Source organism: Vagococcus allomyrinae (assembly GCF_017829975.1).
Lineage (GTDB): Bacteria > Bacillota > Bacilli > Lactobacillales > Vagococcaceae > Vagococcus_D > Vagococcus_D allomyrinae.
In genome coordinates this window covers 19,895-45,532 of sequence record NZ_JAEEGA010000026.1, presented here as the reverse complement: position 1 = coordinate 45,532, position 25,638 = coordinate 19,895, and the positions used below count along the sequence as shown (strand labels likewise).

The 25,638-nt window shown below is 40.2% G+C and carries 28 protein-coding genes and 1 tRNA gene; 11 read left to right on the top strand and 18 right to left on the bottom strand.

The annotated features are described in order from the left end of the window. The coding region (locus I6N95_RS25570; protein ID WP_209532808.1) for a helix-turn-helix domain-containing protein at nucleotides 1-298 on the bottom strand (298 nt) is incomplete at its 3' end. Between the two features lie 25 nt (nucleotides 299-323). Then, entirely contained in the window at nucleotides 324-725 is a 402-nt protein-coding gene (gene tnpA, locus I6N95_RS25565; RefSeq protein WP_209532806.1) for an IS200/IS605 family transposase, read from the bottom strand. 175 nt (nucleotides 726-900) lie between these two features. On the opposite strand from tnpA, the gene I6N95_RS25560 reads away from it, so the two are divergent. Both I6N95_RS25560 and I6N95_RS25555 read left to right on the top strand, forming a co-directional pair. Further along, nucleotides 901-1,431: a flavodoxin family protein gene (locus I6N95_RS25560; RefSeq protein ID WP_209532804.1), complete on the top strand. Its 531-nt coding sequence runs from the start codon at nucleotides 901-903 to the stop codon at nucleotides 1,429-1,431. A gap of 266 nt (nucleotides 1,432-1,697) precedes the next feature. Continuing rightward, on the top strand, nucleotides 1,698-1,949 hold the full coding sequence (locus tag I6N95_RS25555; RefSeq protein WP_209532802.1) for a TfoX/Sxy family protein: 252 nt from the start codon (nucleotides 1,698-1,700) through the stop codon (nucleotides 1,947-1,949). 110 nt (nucleotides 1,950-2,059) lie between these two features. Here the strand turns inward: I6N95_RS25555 and I6N95_RS25550 are convergent, their stop codons facing one another. Then, on the bottom strand, nucleotides 2,060-2,338 hold the full coding sequence (locus I6N95_RS25550; RefSeq protein WP_245249881.1) for a hypothetical protein: 279 nt from the start codon (nucleotides 2,336-2,338) through the stop codon (nucleotides 2,060-2,062). Between the two features lie 246 nt (nucleotides 2,339-2,584). Between I6N95_RS25550 and I6N95_RS25545 the strand changes: the two genes are divergently transcribed. Together I6N95_RS25545 and I6N95_RS25540 are read left to right on the top strand one after the other, a co-directional pair. Next, nucleotides 2,585-2,785 carry a hypothetical protein gene (locus I6N95_RS25545; RefSeq protein ID WP_209532800.1) on the top strand — a complete coding sequence of 67 codons (201 nt, stop codon included), beginning with the start codon at nucleotides 2,585-2,587 and terminating at the stop codon, nucleotides 2,783-2,785. Nucleotides 2,786-3,165: 380 nt separating this feature from the next. Beyond that, nucleotides 3,166-3,525, top strand: coding sequence for a hypothetical protein (locus tag I6N95_RS25540; protein ID WP_209532798.1), 360 nt, complete (start codon nucleotides 3,166-3,168; stop codon nucleotides 3,523-3,525). Nucleotides 3,526-3,822: 297 nt separating this feature from the next. Here I6N95_RS25540 and I6N95_RS25535 read toward each other — a convergent pair. The 4 genes from I6N95_RS25535 to I6N95_RS25520 form a co-directional block, all read right to left on the bottom strand. Continuing rightward, a tRNA-Lys gene (locus tag I6N95_RS25535) sits at nucleotides 3,823-3,895 on the bottom strand. Between the two features lie 1,321 nt (nucleotides 3,896-5,216). Further along, nucleotides 5,217-5,357, bottom strand: coding sequence for a FeoB-associated Cys-rich membrane protein (locus I6N95_RS25530; RefSeq protein ID WP_209532796.1), 141 nt, complete (start codon nucleotides 5,355-5,357; stop codon nucleotides 5,217-5,219). A 15-nt stretch (nucleotides 5,358-5,372) separates the two neighbouring features. Continuing rightward, nucleotides 5,373-7,529, bottom strand: a complete 2,157-nt coding sequence (gene feoB / locus I6N95_RS25525; RefSeq protein ID WP_209532794.1) for a ferrous iron transport protein B — start codon at nucleotides 7,527-7,529, stop codon at nucleotides 5,373-5,375. A 4-nt stretch (nucleotides 7,530-7,533) separates the two neighbouring features. Beyond that, on the bottom strand, nucleotides 7,534-8,001 hold the full coding sequence (locus I6N95_RS25520) for a FeoA family protein (RefSeq protein WP_209532792.1): 468 nt from the start codon (nucleotides 7,999-8,001) through the stop codon (nucleotides 7,534-7,536). A 527-nt stretch (nucleotides 8,002-8,528) separates the two neighbouring features. Between I6N95_RS25520 and nrdH the strand changes: the two genes are divergently transcribed. The 4 genes from nrdH to nrdF all read left to right on the top strand — a co-directional run bounded on the left by nrdH (nucleotide 8,529) and on the right by nrdF (nucleotide 12,395). After that, nucleotides 8,529-8,759, top strand: a complete 231-nt coding sequence (nrdH, locus tag I6N95_RS25515; RefSeq protein ID WP_209532790.1) for a glutaredoxin-like protein NrdH — start codon at nucleotides 8,529-8,531, stop codon at nucleotides 8,757-8,759. A gap of 1 nt (nucleotide 8,760) precedes the next feature. Then, the gene (gene nrdI / locus I6N95_RS25510) at nucleotides 8,761-9,141 is read left to right on the top strand and encodes a class Ib ribonucleoside-diphosphate reductase assembly flavoprotein NrdI (RefSeq protein WP_209532788.1); all 381 of its coding nucleotides are present in this window, start codon (nucleotides 8,761-8,763) and stop codon (nucleotides 9,139-9,141) included. After that, complete coding sequence (gene nrdE, locus I6N95_RS25505; RefSeq protein ID WP_209532821.1) at nucleotides 9,119-11,278, top strand: class 1b ribonucleoside-diphosphate reductase subunit alpha; 2,160 nt, start codon at nucleotides 9,119-9,121, stop codon at nucleotides 11,276-11,278. The genes nrdI and nrdE overlap by 23 nt, the downstream gene beginning before the upstream one ends. 151 nt (nucleotides 11,279-11,429) lie before the next feature. Then, nucleotides 11,430-12,395: a class 1b ribonucleoside-diphosphate reductase subunit beta gene (gene nrdF, locus I6N95_RS25500; protein WP_209532786.1), complete on the top strand. Its 966-nt coding sequence runs from the start codon at nucleotides 11,430-11,432 to the stop codon at nucleotides 12,393-12,395. 67 nt (nucleotides 12,396-12,462) lie between these two features. On the opposite strand, the gene I6N95_RS25495 is transcribed toward nrdF, so the two are convergent. The 3 genes from I6N95_RS25495 to spxA form a co-directional block, all read right to left on the bottom strand. Further along, nucleotides 12,463-13,146 (bottom strand): YjjG family noncanonical pyrimidine nucleotidase, encoded by a 684-nt coding sequence (locus I6N95_RS25495; protein WP_209532783.1) that lies wholly within the window; start codon nucleotides 13,144-13,146, stop codon nucleotides 12,463-12,465. Nucleotides 13,147-13,277: 131 nt separating this feature from the next. Continuing rightward, nucleotides 13,278-13,973 carry an adaptor protein MecA gene (locus I6N95_RS25490; protein WP_209532782.1) on the bottom strand — a complete coding sequence of 232 codons (696 nt, stop codon included), beginning with the start codon at nucleotides 13,971-13,973 and terminating at the stop codon, nucleotides 13,278-13,280. A 140-nt stretch (nucleotides 13,974-14,113) separates the two neighbouring features. Continuing rightward, nucleotides 14,114-14,512: a transcriptional regulator SpxA gene (gene spxA / locus I6N95_RS25485; protein WP_209532780.1), complete on the bottom strand. Its 399-nt coding sequence runs from the start codon at nucleotides 14,510-14,512 to the stop codon at nucleotides 14,114-14,116. 437 nt (nucleotides 14,513-14,949) lie between these two features. On the opposite strand from spxA, the gene trpS reads away from it, so the two are divergent. Together trpS and I6N95_RS25475 are read left to right on the top strand one after the other, a co-directional pair. Further along, nucleotides 14,950-15,960 carry a tryptophan--tRNA ligase gene (trpS, locus tag I6N95_RS25480; protein WP_209532778.1) on the top strand — a complete coding sequence of 337 codons (1,011 nt, stop codon included), beginning with the start codon at nucleotides 14,950-14,952 and terminating at the stop codon, nucleotides 15,958-15,960. A 167-nt stretch (nucleotides 15,961-16,127) separates the two neighbouring features. Next, nucleotides 16,128-16,697 (top strand): ATP-dependent Clp protease proteolytic subunit, encoded by a 570-nt coding sequence (locus I6N95_RS25475; protein ID WP_245249880.1) that lies wholly within the window; start codon nucleotides 16,128-16,130, stop codon nucleotides 16,695-16,697. A gap of 83 nt (nucleotides 16,698-16,780) precedes the next feature. On the opposite strand, the gene I6N95_RS25470 is transcribed toward I6N95_RS25475, so the two are convergent. From I6N95_RS25470 to I6N95_RS25445, 6 genes are all read right to left on the bottom strand, one after another. Then, nucleotides 16,781-17,275: an NAD(+) diphosphatase gene (locus tag I6N95_RS25470; RefSeq protein WP_209532774.1), complete on the bottom strand. Its 495-nt coding sequence runs from the start codon at nucleotides 17,273-17,275 to the stop codon at nucleotides 16,781-16,783. A 98-nt stretch (nucleotides 17,276-17,373) separates the two neighbouring features. Continuing rightward, nucleotides 17,374-18,846 carry a glucosaminidase domain-containing protein gene (locus tag I6N95_RS27600; protein WP_209532772.1) on the bottom strand — a complete coding sequence of 491 codons (1,473 nt, stop codon included), beginning with the start codon at nucleotides 18,844-18,846 and terminating at the stop codon, nucleotides 17,374-17,376. A gap of 326 nt (nucleotides 18,847-19,172) precedes the next feature. Continuing rightward, nucleotides 19,173-19,658, bottom strand: a complete 486-nt coding sequence (locus I6N95_RS25460; protein ID WP_209532819.1) for an FUSC family protein — start codon at nucleotides 19,656-19,658, stop codon at nucleotides 19,173-19,175. Nucleotides 19,659-19,846: 188 nt separating this feature from the next. Beyond that, entirely contained in the window at nucleotides 19,847-20,851 is a 1,005-nt protein-coding gene (lplA, locus tag I6N95_RS25455; RefSeq protein ID WP_209532770.1) for a lipoate--protein ligase, read from the bottom strand. A 21-nt stretch (nucleotides 20,852-20,872) separates the two neighbouring features. Then, the gene (locus tag I6N95_RS25450) at nucleotides 20,873-21,613 is read right to left on the bottom strand and encodes an MBL fold metallo-hydrolase (protein WP_209532768.1); all 741 of its coding nucleotides are present in this window, start codon (nucleotides 21,611-21,613) and stop codon (nucleotides 20,873-20,875) included. A 267-nt stretch (nucleotides 21,614-21,880) separates the two neighbouring features. Then, a complete protein-coding gene (locus I6N95_RS25445) occupies nucleotides 21,881-22,963 on the bottom strand; it encodes a M42 family metallopeptidase (RefSeq protein ID WP_209532766.1) in 1,083 nt (360 codons plus the stop codon). A gap of 334 nt (nucleotides 22,964-23,297) precedes the next feature. On the opposite strand from I6N95_RS25445, the gene I6N95_RS25440 reads away from it, so the two are divergent. Then, nucleotides 23,298-24,074, top strand: coding sequence for an endonuclease/exonuclease/phosphatase family protein (locus tag I6N95_RS25440; protein ID WP_209532764.1), 777 nt, complete (start codon nucleotides 23,298-23,300; stop codon nucleotides 24,072-24,074). Between the two features lie 34 nt (nucleotides 24,075-24,108). On the opposite strand, the gene dltD is transcribed toward I6N95_RS25440, so the two are convergent. Together dltD and dltC are read right to left on the bottom strand one after the other, a co-directional pair. Continuing rightward, nucleotides 24,109-25,374 carry a D-alanyl-lipoteichoic acid biosynthesis protein DltD gene (gene dltD, locus I6N95_RS25435; protein ID WP_209532762.1) on the bottom strand — a complete coding sequence of 422 codons (1,266 nt, stop codon included), beginning with the start codon at nucleotides 25,372-25,374 and terminating at the stop codon, nucleotides 24,109-24,111. After that, a complete protein-coding gene (gene dltC / locus I6N95_RS25430) occupies nucleotides 25,371-25,610 on the bottom strand; it encodes a D-alanine--poly(phosphoribitol) ligase subunit DltC (protein WP_209532761.1) in 240 nt (79 codons plus the stop codon). The genes dltD and dltC overlap by 4 nt, the downstream gene beginning before the upstream one ends. Nucleotides 25,611-25,638 lie beyond the last annotated feature (28 nt).

Here is a 25,638-nt window from a genome sequence, read left to right as displayed (position 1 = left end):
ATTGAGTTTGTTTGTTGAAAAACCGATCAAATGATTCAGCTAAATTCTTAATAGATGATTGTAACGCGACACTATCAACTTCTTTTAACCATGATGTCTCTTCTGATTTTTTCATAGAAGGCAACATGGCAGAACACTTGCCATAAGATAAACCTTTACCAGTTTCCTTAAAGGATGTATTCCAAGCATTTAACATATAATTATAGACAAATCTAGATGACCCGATTGTTTTATTGATTAAGATTTCCTGCTCGACGTTCGGATACAATCTAAATTTATACGCTTTATGGCGTAACATTACCATTCACCTCTTTTGCTACTAGTTATTTCTTTTTTTGATGTTGTATGTAGTGTCTAATTTGCTCGTCTGTATTTTCACTAACTGTCGCGACAAAGTAGCTAGGATTCCAAAGAGGACCACCCCACAGACTCTTTTTAAGTTCGGGATACGCTTTCAACAAGAGCCGTGCAGACACGCCTTTAAATGCTTTCATTATATTAGGAATATAATGTTGAGGTTTGCATTCAATAAATAAGTGAATATGGTCTTTATCTGACTCCATTTCAATGATTTGACTATCATTATCTAATGCAATCTGGTTTAATAATTTTTTAACATATGTATCAATGTCTCCGTGCAAAATATGATGTCTATATGTCACACACCAAACTAAATGATACTGTATAGAATAGACATAACCACGACCATGATGTACTTCTGACATGAAAAAACCTCCTTGGAAATAGTTTAACATATGTCATCGTTAAATTCCAAAAAGATTTTAATAGATATGATATCGGCTGTTCAACATAGCTAAAGCTATGCCACAACTGAAGCCGATTCATCTACACGACTAAAGTCGCGAGTGTTCTCGGCTATTGCATAAAAATGGGGATTCTATGAAAATTTTCAAAACATTGCGAAAGCATTTAATCGGTGAGGTCACCCTCTTTTCCGCCTACGATCAGCTCATTAGCCCTTGCAATGACTGTCGCCATTGCTGGCAACAAACCGAGTGCCCTATGGCAGATCAGATGCAAACTCTTTACAGCAAAATAAATGAGTATGATAACGTGATTATCGTCTCAACTCTTTATTTTTCAGAGCTTAGCGGCCCCTTATTAAGCATGTGCAGTCGTTTTCAATATTTCTGGACCGCTCGCCAGTTTCGAAATATCGAATTGATCACTAAACACAAAAAAGGCGTCTTAATTATAGCGGGTGCAGGTGATGGCGACACAATCAGCGCCGAGCGCTCAGCCGATATTCTCTTTCACCACCTTAAGACCGATTGTATTGGCAAAGTTTTTTCCCTAAAAACAGCTGTCACCCCTGCCAGTAAAGACTGGCGAGCTTTAGCTCAAGCAAAAGAACTTGCCGAAAACTTAAACGATCACTATTTAGCAACAGCGCCACTCACTGATGATTAACCGGCGCCCTCAACCATTAAGACGCTTATTCGCTTCATCCAAAAGTAATCAGATGGTCTCATAAAAATCGCTCGCCCCTTAACCTGAGAGTGATTTTTATGGTACAATGCAAGTGATTAAGTGTGGTAGTTCTGCCCCTAGTCGTAAAGTTCTACCATCATCAACCGACTCTAGCTTAACCTAACGGAAGAACCAAAATTTTGGCAACACTCTTGGAAGTTTTAACTCTAGCATGATCACTTTGTTTAAAAAAGGAGGTGAAAATCGTGGAAAAATTATCATCTTTACCAAATATCGGCACGACGATCGAAAAAAAACTAAATGCGGTTGGCGTCCATTCAGCTGAACAACTGAAAGACTTAGGAAGTCGCGGGGCATTTATCAAATTGAAAGCCTTTTATCCTGAAGTTTGCCTTGTTCATCTCTACTGCTTACAAGGGGCAATTGAGTCAATTGCCTACAACAAGTTGCCTGAGATGACGAAGAAGGAGTTGAAAAAATTCGCTGATGCCTATTAACTTACACACAAAAAAGAGAATGCTATCTCGTCTTCAAAGGAGTCTTGTGACACCGATGTGACAGCATTCTCATCTTGTCTTGGTAAAAAACAACTAACCGTGACTAGTGATCAATCTCCCAAGGCTTTTAACAATTCTCGCCCCTTTGCGCGACACTCTTCCCAGTCATCAGCACTTCTCAAAGCTTCCACTGACCATAAGTCTTTCTGTTTACTCATACCAGCTAAGCGTTTATCTATCTCTAAAAAAAGACGATACTGAGTTAAGGTTAGCCACTCGTTTTCAAGTAGCTCTTTGGCATACTTTAAGGCAATATCAGAAAAATCTGAGGCTATTTCATCAGCAACAGCGAATCCTTGCCATTTTTCAATTTGTACATCTGCAGGCATTGAAAACTCTTGAACATTGTCAATTAACCCCTCGTAGATGTCAGCAAGCTGATGACTTTACGCTTTCCAGAAAGTCCACTGGCCTTGGAACGCAGGCACTTTTTCTATTCAATGCTCTCGTATAAATAAAGAGGGGCTTTTATTATGTTTCAACTATTCGAAATTTTGTTTATGCTAATGGGGTAATAATATTACATTTTAAAGCGGAGTGAAATATGGTACGCTTTTCCTGTAGGAGGAAATCGCATGTCTGATAAAGAATGGATACATCAGAGAAGAAAAGACAAACTAGTCAAATTATTTTTTATTCTTCTGCTTGCTTATATACTCTATGCAACTTTTTTTAACTTTAAGATAGTTATTTTATTTTTCTTAATCAGTCTCCTACTTGGTTGTATTCTCACAGTTATAGAAATTATTGATATGATAAAATCTAAACAACGGTGACCTCACTTCACAAGTACAGGTTGATAGCGAAGTTAATGCGGGCCCAAATGGACAACATCCTGTCGCTGATTCTTATGGTAATACTTCCATAACGAACTCACAGTCACTGTTTATAGTTCGCAATTAACTTCATAAGGAGCTCACAAAAATAATTATTATGCAAAAAAAGTAACGTAGTTCACGCCAATACCAAGCCCCCAGAACAATTAGCAATGGGAGATAAATCACTTTGTTCTGATACCACTTCTTTTCTTCCATATAATCATCTAAAATAAAACACTTACAATATTGCCACTAATTAGAAAAATAGCTGGTTACAACATTGTAAGTATCGTTTTAAAATATGATTGGATATAATGATGCATAAAGGAGTTGATTTAATGAAAAAAGGAATACTCATCTATGGACCAACCCCCATCTTTGGTGGTCAATTTGCAGCCAATAAACAAGATATCGTATCCTCACTTTTCAGGATTGGAAACAATCAAAAACTAGTTACTCAAGTCCAAAAAGAAATACAGCTAAAGAGGTTACAGTGGCAATTTGATTTCGACTCTACAGAATCGGATTCTGATGAAATAATCCGATTAGATTTTGATTTAGTAGTTGTTCTCCCTACTTTAGAGAAAAAATTTGACGCGGGTGCTATTCAAAGTAATCGTATGATCCAATTGACAAGCACTGAGTATCAACAAAATGATGTGACTAGAATAGTTAATTACATGATTCGGCATTCATAAAACTTGTCCGTATAACAAATACGGGCTTTTTAATCCGATAAAGACATAATAAATATAAACTTTAGCACTACAACGAATATTTACTCCCACGCGTTAAAGGAAATTGACGAGAAAGCAAGTGACGAATTTTCAACATTTTTCTGACCAATTGTTGTTATTTTATACCGAAACTATATTAAGAGTTGCCCAATTTCTTGCCCAGTTAGCTATTTTCAATAAAAAAAGAGAATGCGCATCACATCTTCCAAACGTCCGAAAACGCCGATGTGATACCATTCTCATGGGTTTGGCACCCAATGGGCTGTGAGGGGTTCGAACCCGCGACCCACGGATTAAGAGTCCGTTGCTCTACCAACTGAGCTAACAGCCCAAAAAATAACTACAAGACATATTTTAGCACTGGCCATGTTCAATAGCAAGTGTTTTTCTTTGTTAAAATAAAAGAATTAAAGACCTTAGAAAAGCTACTTCATCAAAAACATCTTGATTCCCTTTTCGCTGAAGCAGTCAAGACCAGTTTAGGTTATTAACCACAATTGATTTTTTTCAGATATAAGAGCCTTTCCACAACAATTACTTAAAAATGACGAGCAATTTTCTTTTTTCCAGACACTAGACAACTGCCCCCCTAGCAAAAGGCTTATAAATCAAGCTTTTTTAAACCCTAATAGACGGTGAATTAGCATAGTCCTGTTTCGCTAAAAAAAATATTGACTTTATCTCCGAAATGTGATATGTTTCAATTATAAAGGATGAAGGTTAAGGCTTTGCGTAATGATTATTTTAGTCGCTGTCTAGCCCTCTAAACGGTTAAAAAGAGAGTTAAAGAGTTTGATTTAAACTAGTGGAAAAGAACATTAGACAGGTGGTCAAATAACAAAGCAGAACTAGCAAATTGCTTGCTGAGTGATGCTATCACTCATTTGAAGATCTGTCATTTTAAAAACTTATAACCATTGACATAACCTTATCCATATTGTTTGACGCAGTTATTTAATGAGTGATACCGTCACTCATCCGTTGAGGAATTGTTTTTTTAGCATAACGGTTTATTAAGACCACAGATGCAACAAACAATTAGACGCTTAGCGGTAAATTTCTTAAATAACACGCTAAAACTAACAAACCGCCTGTTGAGTGATGCTATCACTCATTTGAAGATCTGTCATTTTAAAAACTCGTACCCATTGACATAACCTTATCCATATCGTTTAACTCCGTTATTTAATGAGTGATGTCATCACTCATCCGTTGAGGAATTGTTTTTTTAGCATAACGGTTTATTAAGACCACAGATGCCACAAACAATTAGACGCTTAGCGGTAAATTTCTTAAATAACACCCTAAAACTAACAAACCGCCTGTTGAGTGATACTATCACTCATTTGAAGATCTGTCATTTTAAAAACTTATACCCATTGACATAGTCGCATTCAGATTATTTAACTCCGTTATTTAATGAGTGATGCCATCACTCATCCGTTGAGGTTCTATTTTTTTAACATAACTATTCATAAAAATAAGTTTTAAAAAAAACTGAGACAATTATTGTCTGCAGTTTCTTTTTAGTTACTATTCACAGGCGATTTTTTATCTTTCAGGTGCTTACCATTGACTGACTTTAACAAAAACCTGATCAAATCAAGCTTTACAGCCCATAAAAAACTGTCAGTAGTGACAGTTTTTGAGGTTTATTTACTGTTTAAATGGGATGGTTTGGCTGGGCAATCACAATCGTGACAACTGTCTTGGCGATTCTTTTTAAAGTATGTTCGATAGATGATATACGCCGCTCCTCCGAAAATTATCAGACTTAAGATTAAGGTTGACATATTTATCCGTCCCTTCTATATGGTTGATAAGGTTGCCACAACGTGTTTTGGTTTTCTTATCAATAAGTACATCAAGGCCACTACAACACCAATTCCTAGGCTAGCTCCTAGGCCGAAACGTCCTCCTTCAAAGAAGACATGGCCTAGTTGGTACACAACAAAACTGGCTAAGTAGGCAACGCCGCACTGAAAACCAACAGCGGCCATCGTCCACTTCAAATCGGCCATCTCGCGATGAATCGCCCCAATTGCAGCGAAACAAGGGGCACAAAGCAAGTTAAAGACGAGGAAAGAGTAGGCCGCCACAGGTGTATAAGCGGCTCTTAAGGCCGGCCAGACCTCATTGCCCGCTTCAGAGACTTCACTAAAACCACCAAATAAAATACCAAACGTATTCACTACGTTTTCTTTGGCAATAAGTCCTGTTACGGTTGCCACAGTTGCTCGCCAATCCCCCCAACCTAGTGGCACAAAAATAAAGGCGATTAAGTTCCCTAGATTAGCTAAAATACTTTGATCCGCCGTCACCATTTGCAACTTCAGATTAAAACTTGACAAGAACCAAATCAAAATACTGGAAACAAAGATAATCGTTCCAGCTTTTTTGACAAAAGCAAAACTACGGTGCCAGGTTTGTTGTAAAACACCTCGTACTCTCGGCAAATGATAAGCGGGTAATTCCATAATAAAAGGCGAAACATCACCGGCAAACGTTTTGACTTTTTTCAAAACAATTCCTGATAAGACAATCGCACTCATGCCAATAAAGTAGGCAGAAGGCGCCACCCAACTAGCATGTGGGAAAAAGGCCCCTGCAATTAAGGCAATAATCGGTAATTTAGCTGAACAGGGCATAAAAGTCGTCACCATAATGGTAATTTTACGGTCCTTTTCATTTTCAATCGTCCGACTGGCCATAACCCCTGGAACACCGCAGCCGGTGGCAATTAGCATCGGGATAAAGGATTTTCCTGACATGCCAAAACGGCGAAACAGGCGATCCATGACGAAGGCAATTCGCGACATATAGCCACAATCTTCTAAAATAGCTAAACACAGAAAAAGAACAATCAACTGGGGCACAAAACCAAGAACCGCTCCCACTCCTGCAATAATGCCATCTAAGATTAAACTCTGCATCCAGGTGGCAACCTTTAACTGAAGCAACAAATTGCCAACTGCTGAGGGAACAAGCTCCCCAAACAAGGTGTCGTTAACCCAATCGGTTCCCATAGTTCCCACAGTCTGAATCGAGAGGTAATACACTAACCACATGATAAAAGCGAAAATTGGCAGAGCAAAAAAACGATTGGTCACTATTCTATCGACCTGATCACTAAGGGTTAACTTAAAATCCTCTTGACTAATCACACATAGTTTGACTAATTTTGTTATATAATCATAACGTTCATTGATTAAAATACTTTCGCTATCATCACCAATTATTTTTTCCGTAATACTGACAATCTCATCAATCTCTTTTTTTTCAGCTGACGTTAACGCCAAGTCTGCTAATACTTGGGCATCACGTTCAAATAATTTCATGCTGTACCAACGTTCTGTTTCAGGCGTCACGCTACGGCCCGCGATTGACAACAGGTTTTTACCTTCTATTATAGAAGTAATTTCCTTTAGGGCAGTTTCCAAACGAGGGTCATAAGTGATCGGCTGTGGCGCTGGTTGGTCGGCAACTTTTATAGCCGTCTCGATGGCCTCATCAATGCCTTGCCGCTTAACCGCACTGGTACCAACAATCTTGATCCCTAAACCGTAGGCAAGCTTTTCTAAATTGATCTCTTTTTTCTGCTTCTTTAAGACATCCATCATATTAAGTGCCACAACCACGGGGATACCTAAATCCATTAACTGTAAACTCAAATATAAATTTCGTTCCAAATTGGTACCGTCCACCACATTCAGAATGACATCCGGCCGTTCTTGTAAAAGATAATTACGTGCGACGACTTCTTCCGGTGTATAAGGTGCCAGCGAATAGATGCCGGGCAAATCCTGAATAATAACTGACTTATCTTTCCTATAATGGCCTTCTTTGCGCTCAACGGTCACACCAGGCCAATTTCCCACAGATTGATTGGCACCGGTTAATTCGTTAAAGAGACTGGTCTTGCCGCTATTAGGATTTCCTGCTAAAGCTACAATTTTATTGGCCATCGTTTTAAACTTCCTTTACTAAAACTAATTCCGCTTCAGCTTTACGCAAGGTTAACTCATACCCACGAATAGTGACTTCAATCGGATCCCCTAAAGGCGCCACTTTACGAATCATCACATCAACCCCGCGAGTTAAGCCCATATCCATCAATCGTCGACGAAGCAGCCCACTACCTAAAACGTTTTCAACTTTAGTGACCGCCCCAATCCCCACACCGTCTAGCGTTTGACAATGAATTGGTTGGCTGCTCTCCGTTGAAACGATCACTTGACTGGCAACACTTGGGCTAATAGCCAGACGAGCATCCTTAACCAAAATAATCAAGTCTCCCCGTTTGTCTTGGGAAATAATTCTAATTTTTGCCCCCTTAACAAAGCCTAAGTTAGCTAAATGGCGTTCAGATGTACTGGCATCCACCACTTCCTTAAAATAATAAACAGTTCCCACAGAACCTTCTTGTAAATTAAGCATTCTTTCACCTCGTTTATTTGTTGTTATTTTCACATGTCAGATCTTAACGATATTGATAATCATTCTCATTTGTTACCCTTATATTATCCCCCTTCCTCTTGTTTGTCAATGGCTTTTCGCCTGATATTGCGCTTTTTTTCACGAAACAGCTCAGCGAAAGCGACTTTTAGACGTCATTTTTTCTCTTTTCAACTAACTCCCCCTTTTAGCAAGACACAACATATAGATATGATTTTTCTCAGATTATCTTGAAAAACCCTCCCTTCATTCCGCCAAAATTCCAAGAAAGCGATTGCGCTTATCTAGATGATGTGCCCCGAAAAAAATATGGTAATATTTCGGTTTTTTTTTGGATGAAAAAGCCTTATGAAAGCTCGATAAATCAGTTTTGTGAAAGTTAACACCTACCAAACGTTGTGTTCGTTCGTGTTTCAGGCACAATATATGGTGTTTTTGAGTTGACTTTTTTTCTGTAGGGGGTATACTAGTAATTAGTTAAAAAACGAAATTCCTTGGAGGTAATTAACATGACTAATATTACATTATATACTAAAGATAACTGCCCACAATGCAAAATGACAAAACGGTTTCTAACCGATAAAAATATTTCATATAGCGAAGTAAACATCGATTCAGAACCACAATATATAGATTGGTTAAAAGATCAAGGGTATCGTAGTGTACCAGTCGTAACGGCTAGTGAAGATGTGACAATTGTTGGCTTTAGACCTGATCAATTGAGAGCTCTAGCTGTTTAACATGAAACTTGTTTATTTTAGCGTCACCGGACAGACCAGACGCTTTATAAAAAAAGTCGGCTTGCCTGCTTACGAAATTGATCAAACCAATCCCTTTCACGAACTAAATGAACCTTATATATTAGTCGTTCCTACTTACGATAGAGACATTACCGAGGTAGCGGACGACTTTATTGAATTTAAGAGCAACCGTCAGCAACTCAAAGGCGTTGCTGGCAGTGGCAATTTAAATTTTGGCGATCTGTATGTCTACACAGCCAAAGATTTAGCACAAGCGTATCAAATCCCCATGCTATTCGATTTCGAAATGAATGGCACACCAGATGATGTCGAAAACTTTAAGAAAGTAGTGAGTGAAATTGAGTCTAAAACAGCTAGATGAAGTAAGTTACTTCAAATTAAACAATGAAATCAACCGCCCAGTCGATGGTCAAATTCCATTACATAAAGATAAAGAGGCTTTAGCGGCTTTCTTCCAAGAAAATGTCGAGCCTAACACGATGATCTTCGGCTCTACCAAAGAAAAGATTGACTATTTAATCGAACACGATTTTCTTGAAGAAGAATTTATCCGCAATTATTCTATTGAATTTATCGATTCGCTTTACACCTTCCTTGAAGAGCAAAACTTCGAATTTAAATCCTTTATGGCAGCTTATAAGTTTTATTCCCAGTACGCCCTTAAAAGTAATGATGGCACCCAATACTTAGAGCGTTACGAAGATCGTGTGGCCTTTAATGCCTTGTACTTCGCTGAAGGCAATGAGCAATTAGCCCTAGATATTGCCGATGAAATGATTCATCAGCGCTATCAACCGGCCACCCCTTCTTTCTTAAATGCAGGACGGAAGCGCCGTGGTGAATTAGTGTCTTGTTTCTTACTGCAAGTCACCGATGATATGAACAGTATTGGCCGTTCGATTAACAGCGCCTTGCAACTATCACGGATTGGTGGCGGTGTTGGTATTTCACTGAACAACTTGCGTGAAGGTGGCGCCCCCATTAAAGGCTACGAAGGCGCAGCAAGTGGCGTCGTACCTGTGATGAAGTTGTTTGAAGACAGCTTTAGTTACAGCAATCAATTAGGACAACGTCAAGGGGCTGGTGTGGTTTACTTAAACGTCTTCCATCCAGATATTGAAATGTTCTTATCCACCAAAAAAGAAAATGCTGATGAAAAAATCCGCGTTAAAACCTTATCTCTTGGCTTAACTGTTCCCGATAAGTTTTATGAATTGGCACGAAAAAATGCTGACATGTACCTATTTAGTCCCTATAGTGTTGAAAAAGAGTACGGCGTGCCCTTCTCTTATCTTGATATTACAAAAGAGTACGATAATTTAGTGGCTAATCCTAAGATTCGCAAAACCAAAATCAAAGCTCGTGACCTTGAAAATGAAATCAGTAAACTCCAACAAGAATCAGGTTATCCTTATATCATCAATATTGATTCGGCAAATCGCCAAAACCCAATTGATGGTAAAATCATCATGAGTAACCTTTGTTCTGAAATCTTACAAGTTCAACAGCCTTCGGCCATTAATGATCGTCAGGAATATGAAACGTTGGGTACAGACATTAGCTGTAACTTAGGTTCAACCAATATTCCTAACTTGATGAACAGCCGTGACTTTGGTAAATCAGTCAGAACCATGACCCGTGCTTTAACTTATGTGACAGATGCCTCAAACATCGAAGTAGTTCCATCCATTAAAAATGGCAATGATTTAAATCATACAATTGGACTTGGCGCAATGGGCTTACATTCATACTTTGCTAAGAACCAAATGGAGTACGGTTCACCAGAATCTTTGGACTTTACTAACATTTACTTTATGCTATTAAACTACTGGACCTTGGTAGAAAGCAACAATATCGCTAAAGAACGTGGGGAAAGCTTCCATAACTTTGAAAATTCAGATTACGCTAAAGGGACTTACTTCGATAAGTACGTCACAGGCGAATTCACACCACAATTTGATAAAGTCAAAGAACTCTTTACTGGTATTTTTATTCCGACTGCTGAAGACTGGGCTAACTTGCGCGATGCCATCAAAAAAGACGGCATGTACCACCAAAATCGCTTGGCAGTGGCACCTAATGGCTCGATTTCTTATATCAACGACACAAGCGCTAGTATCCATCCGATCACGCGATTAATCGAAGAACGCCAAGAGAAAAAAATTGGCAAGATCTATTACCCAGCACCTTACTTAAACAATGACACCTTACCTTATTACAAATCAGCCTATGACATGGACATGCGAAAAGTCATCGACGTCTATGCCACAGCCCAACAACACATCGACCAAGGAATGAGCATGACACTTTTCATGCGCTCAGAAATTCCAGAAGGCCTATACGAATGGAAAGACACACCAAAACAAACCACTCGTGATTTAAATATCTTGCGTCACTACGCTTTCCATAAAGGCGTCAAATCAATTTACTACATCCGCACCTTTACTGACGACGAAGAAGAAATCGGCAGCAACTCATGCGAAAGCTGCGTGATCTAAAGGTGTGACAACCATCGTTTTGGGCCAAGTCATTTTAAATTTAGAAAAACGGAAAAATGTGCGTGATTCACCACATTTTTCCCTATTTTTCTGTTATGAATAACGCGTCGATACAGGCGAAACAGCCTTTCAAATAGGAGGAAATAGTCCAATGAGTGAAACTTTTTATGAAGCAATAAACTGGAATGCCATCGAAGATGCCATCGATAAATCAACATGGGAAAAATTAACAGAACAATTTTGGTTGGATACGCGCATTCCGCTATCCAATGATTTAGATGATTGGCGCACGTTATCGGCTTTGGAAAAACAAACAGTCGGCCGTGTTTTTGGTGGTTTAACATTACTTGATACCCTACAATCAGAAAATGGCGTCGATGCCATCCGTCATGATATTCGGACCCCTCACGAAGAAGCGGTCTTGAACAATATTCAATTTATGGAATCCGTTCACGCTAAAAGTTATTCGTCCATTTTCAGCACACTGAACACCAAAACAGAAATTGATGAAATCTTCGAATGGACTAATACAAACGAGTACTTACAAAAAAAAGCAAAAATCATCAACGATATCTATTTAACCGGCTCACCTTTAGAGCGAAAAGTTGCCAGTGTTTATTTGGAAACCTTCTTGTTCTACTCCGGTTTCTATACCCCTTTGCGCTACTTAGGTAACAACAAATTAGCAAACGTGGCTGAAATCATTAAATTGATCATTCGTGACGAGTCCGTCCATGGCACATACATTGGCTATAAATTCCAATTGGGCTTCAATCAATTATCTGAAGAAGAACAAGGCAAGATGGAAGATTGGATGTACAATTTATTATACGAATTGTATGAAAATGAAGAAAAATACGCTGAACTTCTCTACGATGAACTTGGTTGGACAGAAGAAGTCAAGGTTTTCTTGCGATACAATGCCAACAAAGCCTTGATGAACCTGGGACTAAACCCACTTTTCCCAGATACAGCGAATGATGTTAACCCAATTATTATGAATGGTATTTCAACCGGCACTAGCAACCATGACTTCTTCTCACAAGTTGGCAATGGCTATCTATTAGGGTCTGTTGAAGCGATGAAAGATGACGATTATTTAATCGGCATGAATTAATACCACCCTTCAGGAAAAAAAGGTCAAAATCCCGACAAAGGGATTTTGACCTTTTTTATTCATATTGTTAAACAATCTCCCGCAACTGACTTAGCTGTTGTATTTCATAGGTTGGCAAGATCGCTTGTTGATTTGCCACGCCCTGAGGGTTATACCAGCAACTGTCAATTCCCGCCTGGTTGCCTCCTTGGATATCTGCAATTAGCGAGTCCCCAATGATCAGCGTTTTAGCCGGATTAAACGATGTCATCCGTTCAAAGGCATGCTGGAAAAATTCCGGCATCGGCTTTTGATATCCCGTATCTTCCGAAACAAAAATCTCGTTAAAATAAGGGGCCAGTTTAGACTTCTCTAAGCGACGGTATTGAGTCGCTGAGACACCGTTCGTCACGACATATAATTGGTGAGTGCGAGATAATTCCGCTATGATATCAAAGGCGCCATCCAAAAGAATTGCCTCTTCTTTTAAGTAACCACGAAAGATTTGATCCATTTCCCGGCCGTCTCGTTTCACCCCACATTCGTTAAAAATATAAGTAAAGCGATCGGCTAATACCTGTTCCTTAGCCAGCTCCCCTTTTTCGAAAGCGTGCCACAGAGCGGCATTTTTAACTTCATAACGCTGGCGAATCTCCGGGGTCAGGGTCACTCCTTGACTGATAAATAATTGAGTCACTGCGTTATACTGCCCTTCCTTAAAGTTCAATAGGGTTTCATCTACATCAAATAATAAGCTCTCATATTTTGTCATCTTCAACACTCCATTTTATTCTTCATCAACCATCTCTCCAGTCTACCTCAACACACAAATAAATGGCAACTAATAGCCACTGGCAAAGACGCAAAAAAGACCTAATCATGGGAGACGATCAGGTCTTCTGCTTATTTCTTAAAGTAATATCTGGTTTGTTCTAAAGCGCTGCGCTCCATAATCAATTGACCGTACTCTTCCAGAACCTCTGGGGTGATTTTTGTTAGACTTGAAAACTCCAAAATCACTGACATATCATCATTAACCTGTGATTCTGTCGTGTCTTCTAAGAAGAAAACGACATGCAAGAAATAGGCATCTGGTTCATCCTCTAATCGATACAAATGAGTAATAACATTTTCAAATTTAACCATTTTAGCCAGTTCGATCAAATCTTCAAATGAATCCAAGCGAACCACTGACTCGATTACCGGCGAATCTAAATTATCGATGTATCGGTCGATGCGATCAGGGCTAGTCATTTCTTCTAAAGGGGTACCATCAGACATTTGTTTTTTCACAAATTCACCAAAAGCATCTTGATTCATTATCTCAGACAGTTCAGGAATCTCATTATCGTCACCCATCATCATATTCTTACTAATAAATAATTCTAAACCATTCCGATTCGGTAGCACCTGAAACGTGACTGCGTCTGTTTCTTGGAATTGCTCATCAATATCTACTTCTTCTAAAATACTGTAAAAGAAATTCTCGATTTGCTTGTGGTTGCCTAACAGATCCAAAAAAGTAACCCCACGTTCTTCTAAATCTTCGTTCTCAATTAATACCCGAATAGTATTCTCATTAATGCGCTCCATTTCCATATTGGCTACACCTCTCTTCTTTAACTATACTAAATTATTAGAAATTATTCTCTATAGTCACATTGTAGCCTAAAACCTACAAAAGTAAAGAAAAAAATCCTAAAAATACCTCGTCAAAACAGACGAGGTACCAAATCATTCTATAAACCTGCCATTAATTGGGCATGGCGTAATTCTAAAGCACGGACTTCCCGTGGTAAGAAACGACGGATTTCATCTTCATTAAAGCCTACTTGTAGTCGTTTTTCATCAATCATAATTGGACGTCGTAGCAAACCTGGGTTCTCTTGCACTAGTTTTAATAATTCTTGTAGCGGCAATTCATCAAGATCCATATCCAACTTTTGAAATACTTTAGAACGTGTCGAAATGATTTCTTCTGTTCCATCCTCTGTCATTCGTAAAATCTCTTTCAATTCAGTAATATCCAATGGTTCTGAAAAGATATTACGTTCTCTAAAAGGAATTTCTTGTTCCAATAACCACGCTCTTGCTTTACGGCAAGAAGTACAACTTGGAGAAGTATATAGTGTTAGCATATGATTCACTCCTTTTTTCATGCACTCTACATCTGCATCCATAATTTATTACAGCAACCTCAACTGTAACTCTTACAACTTATATTATACATCATTCTACGAGTAATTACTACACCAAATTAAATTTTTGTCAAGAAAAAAAACTGCCAGAATCCTTGACCTGTATGTATTTCTTAATACCTTCCCGTAATTATTATACAATATTCATAAAAAGTTCACAAATGTAAATCGTACCTTAAATAAACACTAATACAGTTATTTCTCTGTATTAGTTTTATTAAATAGTCGGATTTCCTCACTCTGAAATGAACTGTCTTTTTCTGGAGGTTTCCAGTATAATAATAAGTGAGCAACACTAGCCGATTTGGTTAGGTCTGAGTTGGGTGGTGAGGAAGGCTCATCATCCCTTAAAAATAACAGTTAGGAAGATGACAACTATGGACACAATTTTTTCCGGAATTCAGCCAAGTGGGATCCCCACTATTGGTAACTATATCGGCGCGATGCAACAATTCGTGGCTCTACAGGAGGACTACAATTGCTATTACTGTATTGTAGATGAGCATGCGATTACCGTTCCTCAAGACCGTCTAAAATTAAGAGAACAAACCCTTGGCCTAGCAGCCCTTTATTTGGCCGTTGGCTTGGATCCGCAAAAAGCGACGATCTTTATTCAATCAGAAGTGTCAGCCCACGCTGAAGCTGCTTGGATTGTCCAATGTAATACCACGATTGGCGAGTTGGAACGAATGACACAATTTAAAGATAAATCATTAAAAAATGGTCGTACCGGGGTCAGCGCTGCCCTGTTAACTTACCCACCGCTAATGATCGCGGATATTATTTTATACAACGCCAATCTAGTCCCTGTAGGAGACGATCAAAAACAACATTTAGAATTAACCAGAGACTTTGTCGAACGCTTTAATAAGCGTTATGGTACAGAAAAACAACCTATCCTAATCGTCCCAGAAGTAAAAATTCCGGAACAAGGGGCTCGCATCATGAGCTTGCAAGAACCTACCAAAAAAATGAGCAAATCAGACGTTAACGCCAAGGGCTATATCTCAATGCTCGATGAACCCAATGTGATTCGCAAAAAAATTCGCTCAGCCGTCACTGACTCAAGTGGAAAAATTGAATACGATGTTGAAAATAAGCCGGGAATTTCCAATTTACTGACGATTTATGCGGCGGTTTCTCAAAAAACAATACCTGCTTTAGTTGAACAGTACGCAGAGGCCGGTTATGGCGAGTTTAAAGCCGATTTAGGCGATGCCATTGTCGCAGTCTTAGAACCGATTCAAATCCGCCAGAAGGAGCTCCTAGCGTCAGATGAGCTCAATCTAATTCTGGACGACGGGGCTGAGAGGGCTCGGCGAGTTGCTAATAAGACATTACAAAAAATGCGTAACGGTGTCGGCTTAGGTCGAAAAGTCCGTAGATAGGCCCTGATCGGAATAGATAAAAGATTAGTCAAAGAAGGTCAAATCTTTTGTTTATTCCTTTTCTTTGTGCTAAGATATTTTTAGATATCTCTCACAAGATAATCAGAGCGATGTAAACAACATTAGTCTTTTTGCTAATAAAAACTAACTTAATGGAGGCTCTAACCATGGAAGAAACAAAATCAACAGACGTCAATAGTTTATTAACTAAAAAAATGATTGAAAATCGGACGATTCTGATCTACGGTGGCATTGATCAAGATCTAGCGAAAGAAGTCACCAGTCAATTATTATTATTGGAATCTTTAGGTGACGAACCCATTACTATTTTTATCAATAGTCAAGGTGGTCACGTTGAAGCGGGCGACACCATTCATGATATGATCAAATTTGTTAAGCCAGAAGTCAAAGTGATTGGGACTGGCTGGGTTGCCAGCGCTGGTATTACTATCTATCTAGCTGCTCAAGCGAAAAACCGTTACAGCTTGCCAAACACCCGCTATATGATTCATCAACCTGCTGGTGGTGTTCAAGGACAAAGTACTGAAATCCAAATTGAAGCCAAAGAAATCGTACGGATGCGCGAGCGTGTCAACCGTTTAATCGCGGCGGCAACTGGTAATTCTTATGAAAAAGTTGCGGCTGATACCGACCGTAATTTCTGGTTAAGTGTGGACGAAGCTGTTGATTACGGCATCGTCACAACGATTGTTGAAAACACCAAAGACGTTAAATAGAAAAAGAGAAGTTAGCCCTGTTTAATCAGGCTAACTTCTTTTTGATGTCTAACAAGACAGCTTCCTATGACTGGCGCTACCGTTCACGCCTTGCTAGCTTCCTTTAAATAACTCAATAAAAATTGTTCAGCCAAAGAATTCGAGCGAATCGCTTTTTTAGCTTCACAAAAGCTAAACCAATCCGCCTGATCAACTTCATCTACTTTTAGCACGTAGTCCTCTGAAGCAACAACAGAAACAAAGTTCATCATCAACGTCTTTGAAGGCTCATAATAACGACTGCGTAAGAAACGGGATTCCGTCACCGACAACCCTAATTCCTCTTGGACCTCTCGTACAACAGTCTCTTCCACGGATTCCCCTAAAGAGACATAACCAGCCGTTAAAATATATCCCTCTTTGCCACCTTGTTTGATTAATAAAAGACGGTCTTGCTCTGGATTAAGTAAGATCGTACTCATGGCCACAGAAAAGTGAGGATACTTATATACCTGACAAGCAGAGCAGTATGGAAAAACTCCTTCTTCATGGTCTTTTTCAACTAATTCAGTTCCACATGTATCACAATAATGACTCATTCAATCCCTCCAATCTGCCTCTCCCTTATTATAACCGATTCCGCCTTTGAAAAACCAAAAAAACTTGCAAAGAGTTCCCTCTCAGCAAGTTTCTGCAACTAATTCAAAATTCGTTTCGCAAAATCTGGTTTAAAGTCTGCGATTGAGGTGATTTTGACCACATCGCCTGGTTCAGGAGCATGGATAAATAATCCGTCACCTAAGTACATTGCCACATGATGAGTGGCACCTCTAGCGCCAAAGAACAGCAAATCGCCTGTTTTTAATTCATCTAACCCTACTTCTGTGCCAACGGTTTCTTGTTGCCACGTCACTCGAGGCAAACTAACATTGGCTGCTTTTTGATAGACGTACTGAACTAAGCCCGAACAGTCAAACCCATTGATGGTCGTTCCGCCCCAAACATATGGTAAACCTAAGAATTGCGTTGCTTCAGCAACTAATTTCTCTTCTTTAGGCCCCATCGTCATCGCTGCCAAGATTTTTTCCATCTCTTTATCAAACTCATCGTACTTGGTTAACTCATAGGTTTTGATCAACCCATTTAGTTTAGCTGCGTAATGAATATCCGTGGCATATTTTCCTGTTAAATAGGCAGTGGCTTCTTGGTAAGTTTTAGCATGTTCCTTCCAAGTTCCTTTGTAAAACTCATCATTGCCAGTAATGCCCTCTTTTAACAACTTAGCATAGTCTTCTAAGGATTCTTTATAGGTGGGATAACGCCTAAAATTGGCATTAATCGTGTATAAAGAGCCCGATCCAGTATCTTCCTGAGTAGGCATCGCAACGGACTTCCCTTGGTAGCTCCCTTTAATCCCAAATAAATTATAATTTGGCATCCCCGCTAATGTCGAGTTACCTGAGGCACTTTCCAAAATGGCTTGGGCAATCATTACTGAGGCGTATAAGCCTTGTTCATCACCAATTTTAGCCGCTAAGGGACCAATTTTTTTGATGAACTCCTCTGTCGTATTATTAAAAGTAAAGGTAGCTTCACCGCCAACCTCACCTGTTAATTCACCACTTGGTGACGTTTCATCCACTGGGCCAACTGGACTGGTCGGTTGAGCTGGCTCCTGTGGTGCCACTGGCAAAGCAGGTTGTGTTGTACTTGGTTGGGTTTCACTTGGCTTCGTTTCACTTGGCTTCGTTTCGCTCGGCTTCGTTTCGCTTGGCTTCGTTTCGCTTGGCTTCGTTTCGCTTGGCTTCGTTTCGCTTGGCTTCGTTTCGCTCGGCTTCGTTTCGCTCGGCTTCGTCTCACTTGGCTTGGTTTCTTCTGGTTGGCTAGTTGACGGTTCCGAGCTTTCCGTTCCTTCTGATGTCTCTGTCGTTGTGCTTGATTCATCAGGTAGAACACTCGATTCTGTGTTTTCATTGACCGAGGTTTCAGGTACTTCTTCTTGTTCAGGAAGAGCTGAGCTCCCTTCAGTTGTTTCAGGTGTTTGAGCAACAGCTGTGGTTTCAACTTGATCAGCTTGTGTTAACACTACCTCAGTCGCTGACACTGCCACAGGTTGTATGAGTGACAATAAGGCGACAAATAAGAAAGTCCTCATCGCTTTTTGTTTCACCTACACCATCTCCTTCCACTTCATAAAATAAGTCTTGCTTTCTAGATTTAATATACACTAATCCGTTATCTTTTTCTTTAATTATGCTTATTTAAATAACGTTTCCTTACTAGCTATCACAGGGATTACAGCCATATCAACATTCATAACGCCCGTTCCATTAAATAACACTCAATTTAAGTTCTTTTAACGAACAACCCTGATAAACCGCCAGCGACACTACTGTTTAAATATACCCAATTAATATGAAGATAGTGTAAAGGTAGGATGTAATCCTTATAAAGAAAAAAACCATTAACGAAAATTCGCTAACAGTGTTCGTTCTTCTATTCAAGCTCCTCTGGTTCCTCACAGATGAGCGGTTCCCGGCGATTAATCAACACATTGATCCCTAAGGCCACTCCCATGCCAATAAAACTGTCGATGACACGGTTGAGAGCATAGACATAAGAATCTTGATCTGGTATCATAAACAAAATTGTCAGCAAGGTGGCGCACGCCCCTACAACGCCTTCATTATAACCGAATCCCGATAATAAGGTGATTAATAAGATAATCACACTGGGAATCGTTATGATTTGGGTCAGTTGACTATTGCCGAAGACATCAAATATAAAAATGACCAACAACGACGTCAAAGCGCCAAAAATATTGCCAGCAATTCGATGTTTACCAAACATCACGGTCTTTTCCATATTCTCCCGTAAGCTAAAAACGGCTGTAATCGTCGATACGATATACGTTTCACGCTTAAACAAAAAGGTTATCAACATGCAAATAAACACACTCAGACCCGTCTTCAGTGTTCGCATCCCTATTTTGAACTTCAACTTACCATCACATCTCCTATTTCCCGTGTAAAAACACGCCTTCCATTAGCATAAGCAAGGATTTAGGAATAGTCAAGTTCATTTTTTCACTTTATCATCAAATAAACAAGACCCAGGGAGGTTCCCTCGGTCTTGTCAACTCATTTTAGTAGGTGTCAGGTCTTCCCCCCTTAGTAAAGGAGATTCACTAAGTCGGCTACTTCCACATTGCCAAAGTATTTTTTTAAATCAATGGTTGCGACCGCCTCGCTAATTGACTTTTTATCGTATTGAACGCCTTTTAAGGTCTCTTCAACGTCAGCAATTTCTCCTAAACCGAAAAAATCACCAAAAATGCGGATATCGTTAATTTTTCCGTTGGCCACATTCATCTTAGCTTCAATGGAACCGATCGGAAAACGCTCGCGACGAACCAAATCAAATTCCGGCGAACGACCATAGTTCCAATCCCAATTGCGATAATACTCATCTGAAATTTGGTTGATCTTTTGCCAGTCGTCTTCCGTTAACTCGTAAGTTTTAACCTCTGCCAAACTCTCAACACCAAAGATGCGCAACAGAATATCTTGACGAAAATCAACTGTGGATAAATTTTGATACTCATCTGATAAGAAAGGCTTAATGTTCGTCACTCGTGACCGAATCGACTTGATGCCCTTAGATTCAATCTTGTCTTTACGAACTTTAAGCGCATTAACGACTTCATTCACATCGCTGTCAAACATGATGGTCCCATGAGCAAACATCCGACCATTCGTCGCATACATCGCATTGCCAGAAAACTTTTTATCGCCGATCACTAAATCATTGCGCCCCTTTAATTGAGCCCCTTCCACACCCATGGCGTGTAAAGCGTCAATAATCGGTTGAGTCACTTTCGCAAAGTCACGGAAGGAATTGCCGTCATCCGGCATGATAAAACTAAAGTTTAAATTGCCAAAATCATGATAAACCGCCCCGCCACCACTTAAGCGGCGAACCACATGAATGCCTTTTTCTGCTACGTAATCCATGTTAATTTCTTCAATCGTATTTTGGTTGCGGCCAATAATAATCGACGGCTCGTTAATATAAAAGAGTAAGATCGGTTCATCTAAAGGCTTTTCTTTTAATAGATAGGTTTCAATTGCTAGGTTAATCCGTGGGTCATTGTTTTCATTTGGTACAAATAACATCGTATCATCATTCCATTCCCTTTAAATTGTCACGCTTAAATTAGTTTGCGCCAAGATCACCGCCACCTGATCACCTGCGTGAGTCTGTGCTTGTTCCCGCAATAAATCCAAATCAATTTCCTGCTGTAAATGGCTGAGAATTAAGGTTTTAACTTGTCCTTGGCGAGCCATCAGCCCCGCTTCTTGCGAGGTGAAGTGGGCGTGATGCTTTTCTTGCCCTGCCAGCAAATAAGTATCCGCAATCAACACGTCGGCGCCTTTAACAAACTCATCAAAAGCTGCCAAATAACCAGAATCAGCAGTGTAAACGAGAACGCTCCCCGTTTTGATTTCTTCGATTCTCATGGCAAAACAAGTCACTGGATGAACGGTCCGTAAAAAAGTGAAACGAAAAGGGCCAATCTCAAGACTTTCCGCTGGGTCATAAGGATAGCCTTGTGATACTCCCGCCATCGTCAGCGATTCATAGTGGAAAAGGTCCTCAGTATGGCCATAAATCGGCAACTCAGGAATTGGCTCTCCTTTAGGCTTTAACTGGCGATAATACTGGAGCACCCCTAAATCAGCAATGTGGTCGTGATGGTAGTGAGAGATAATCACCCCATCTAGAGTCAGCGGGTCTAGTTGCTCCTGTAAGACGTTTAACGTGCTGCTACCAGCATCGATCAATAACTTAAAACCATCTGCTTCTAATAGATAAGAACTAGTCCCCTCGCCATTCCAAGGGAACGCTCCCCAATACCCTAATACGGTTACTTTCATACGTTATTCTGACTCCCTTCACTCTTTTACTTTATACCTCTTAAGCTTATTTTAAAATGAAAAAGCTCATAAATCAAAGATTTACCAGCTTGATCATGCTTATTACTATATAGCTCCTATTAATTAATGACGATCAATCATTAAACTTCCAGCTAAAAAGAAGCTGAAAGCACCACTCTCTGCTCGTCATTATGTTGATAATCCAATGGAACTAGATGTTCGGATTATTTTACGGGATGTAGATAGCTAAAAAAACAAAAAGGTTTTTTAATACGCTGTTAACTTCGCCACTGTCTCTGCATCCAAACGACGGACAACCTCTGTTACCAATTTCACGGTATTTAAGTAATCATCCTCATGAATAACAGAGGTGTGGGAATGCAGATAGCGTGTTGCGACCGTAATGGCCAAGGACGGGATGCCGTCACGGGTAATGTGTTGCGTTCCCGCATCTGTGCCGCCACCTGTGATCACCTCTAATTGATAAGGGATGCCTAGTTCATCCGCAATCTCTATCACAAAATCCCGTAATTTTTTATGTGGAATCATCGAAGCGTCAAAAATCAAAATCTGCGGCCCTTTGCCTAATTCTGAATTAGACTCTTTAGGTGTCATTCCCGGAGTATCGCCAGCTGTACCAGTGTCCAATGCAAAAGCGATGTCAGGATTCGTCAAATGAGTACTCGTGCGTGAACCACGCAACCCAACTTCTTCTTGGACGTTACTGCCGGCAAACAAAATATTAGGATGCCCTTCAGTCGCTAATGTTTCCAAGACTTTTAAAGAAACCGCGGTCCCGATCCGGTTGTCCCAAGCTTTAGCCAGCAAATATTTTGACTCATTCAAACGACGGTATTCGGTATAGGGTGTCACCATATCCCCTGGGCGAATGCCCCACTCCTGAGCCTCTTGCTCACTGACAGCACCAATATCGATAAACATTTCCGCCACATCGTAAGGCTTTTTGCGAGTATCAGCCGACAAAACATGAGGTGGTTTGCAGCCGATGACACCGTGAATCAGTTTTCCTTTGGCAGTCTTGATTTGTACTTGTTGGGCTAGCATCACTTGTCCCCACCAACCACCTAGGGTTTGAAACTTAATAAAGCCCTTCTCGGTAATTTGAGTGACCATAAAACCAACCTCATCCATATGCCCCATAATCAAGACGCGAGGTCCTTCTTTGTCACCGTTGTGACGGGCGACGATCCCACCTAAACCGTCATACATCAACTTATCTGCATGGGGTTCTGCATATTTTTTAAAGACCGCTCTCACTTCATCTTCATTTCCTGGTACGCCACGAGCATCTGTTAATTCCTTTAAAAACAGCTCTTCTTGAATATCCAAATCCTTCACCTCTATTTATAGTTTGCCCATACTGCCAACAAAGGAACCCAGATAAATGGAATTCCCTGCAGTCAGCAAGGTTTTTGATCCCATAATCAGCTGAAATCCAGCACAAGACTGTCCGGATAATTTGACGGGATGTCCACTGATAATTATAACATTACTGGCGATTTTAATGAACTATCTCTCATTGAGAGTTAACCTTTCTTAGGATTCTCCAGATCTCTCGAAGAGGATATTCCATCCTTTAAAGGATATATTCCCTTGTCTTTCAGCTAATGCCATCCTATACTTTTAAAGGGAACACATCTAAAAAGAGAAGGAAGTTTAGTCAATGGAAAAAATAACGATTGCGACCTACAATATTCGAACTGATACAGAGGCCGATGGCAATTGGAGTTGGACAAACCGTCGCGCCCACGTCTTAAACCTGATTCGTTATCACGATTGGGACATTTTTGGTGCTCAAGAAGTCCAGCCCCACCAACTCGCGGATTTAAAAAGTTTAACTGATTATGGCGTGGTCGGCTTAGCACGAGAAGACGGAATTAATCAAGGGGAGTACAACGCCTTGTTTTATAAAAAAGAGCAATTTGACTTACTGAGAACAGAGAGCTTCTGGCTATCTGAAACGCCAGCGATTCCCAGCATCCATCCCACAGCCGGCTGCCCCCGAGTCTGCGTCTGCGCCTTCTTAAGAAGCAAAGAGACAGGCACAGAATTTGCGGTGGCTACGACTCATTTAGATCACATCTCAGAAGAGTCTCGGCTATTTGGTGCTAACATCATTTTGGAACACTGTCTCTCTAAGATTACCGATCAACCGCTAGTCTTAGTGGGTGACTTTAATGCCCCACCGACAGAAGCGACCTACCACTTGCTCAATCAGAGCCTCAGAGACGCTAAAAAGCAACCAGACACTACCTTCTATGGTCCCCTTGGAACCTTCCAAGATTTCGACTACGATAAGCCTTGGAGCGACTTTGAAGAGATCGACTACGTCTTTGTTTCTCAGCAACTGACGGTTGAAAAAGTCGGCGTCCTAACCGATAATTGTGATGGTCGTTACCCTTCTGACCACTTTCCAGTCGTCGCGACTGTCCAGATCTAAAAAACCAAGCAAACTCCGTGGAGTTTGCTTGGTTTTATTTGGCTGTTGGCAAGGCTTTTCCCCATTCTTTAGAGAAATAGTAACTGTCCAACTGATATTCTGGCCCACGGCTTTTAGTGTCCGCCAAGAAAGGCGCCACTTCTTGATCCATGGCGACCCAACCACGCCACCCAATGTGGATCGTGTCTTCCATAAAATAATCTTCGCCACGATCTTGCGTAAAGTCTAACACCTGATCAAATCCTTGTTCTTTCAGTTGCTGATTGATTTTCAAACTAAACTGATCCAACATCTCAGTTGACAGTCCGGTATATTCTGACCAACGGGCATTGACTGGTGGAATCACAAACAAAACATCCATCTTCAAGCGGGCCACTTCCGATAAGAATAACTGGAAATCAGCAAATTCTGGTGACTGGCGGTAATCGAAATCTTTTTGAGAGCCTTCCAGTGACTTTTGAACGGGAACAATCCGCTTTTGATAAAACTTATCAGTGATTTGGAACTGATTGCTTTTCGTACTCTCTTGGCCAATTTCAAAGGCCAATTTATCCAATTGTCCTAGGTCATAGGTAGGTGGCAGCAGCTTGGCTTCTTTTTTAATCTTGCCCTGTTTCCCTAACATGCCTAAGTGACCAAATAACTCATCTTCACGATTTAAGACGTTCAATTTCATCTGACACATCTTCTTCTGAGTCGCCGACAAAGGCTTACCTTGAGCAATTTGGCTTAAAAGGGTCTTCATGGTCGTATCAGAACGAACACTGGAAAATTTTAACAAGCGCTGAGCCGTATAGATGTCACTGTCGTCAATTTGTTCGACATTTTTTGCCCACTGATAGGTTTGCAGCGGAGAGAAGTAGAGCGAAAACATCTCTTTACTGACCCCACCTTTGACAAACCATTGTGGAGAAATAATAAAGACCGCTTTTTTACCAACCATCTCATCAGCCATCGATTGCAACATTAAAAACTGTGACAAGGATTGAGTCCCTGCAGCGCCTAATAAAAATGGGCGATAATTACGATCATATTTCGTTGCTAAGACCGAAGGGTGAAAGGCATTAAACCGACTTAACTCTGAGGACCCGAAAAAAGGCACATATGTATCTGTTGCCATGGCCTTATTTTTCAGAATGTTTCCTTTAATCACATTAACCGCCATTGACGTAGAAGCTTCTTCAATCACCTTGGGACTGGTCTCACTAAATTTGAAGGGCGATAAGAAAATCCCCCCTAAAATTCCAAAAGCTAAGACCAGTGGCCCGACAGTTGTAAAAAGCTTCTTTTTAAAGCTCATCCTTCCATGGCAACGACTTTATCCACAATTTTTTGAGGTGTTGCCCACTCGTCTCTTTCAAATTCTGATACTGGTACGGTCACGCCTAACTGACCTTCAATTTCGACTAACAATTGAACGGTTCCTAAAGAATCTAACAGACCTTCTTCAAATAAGTCCACGTTCAGATTATCTTTAACTTCTTCACTACCGGTTAGCTCTTCTAAAATAGTTAAAATCGTTTCTTGTGTATTCATCTTGTATTATCTCCTTTTTGTTTTAACA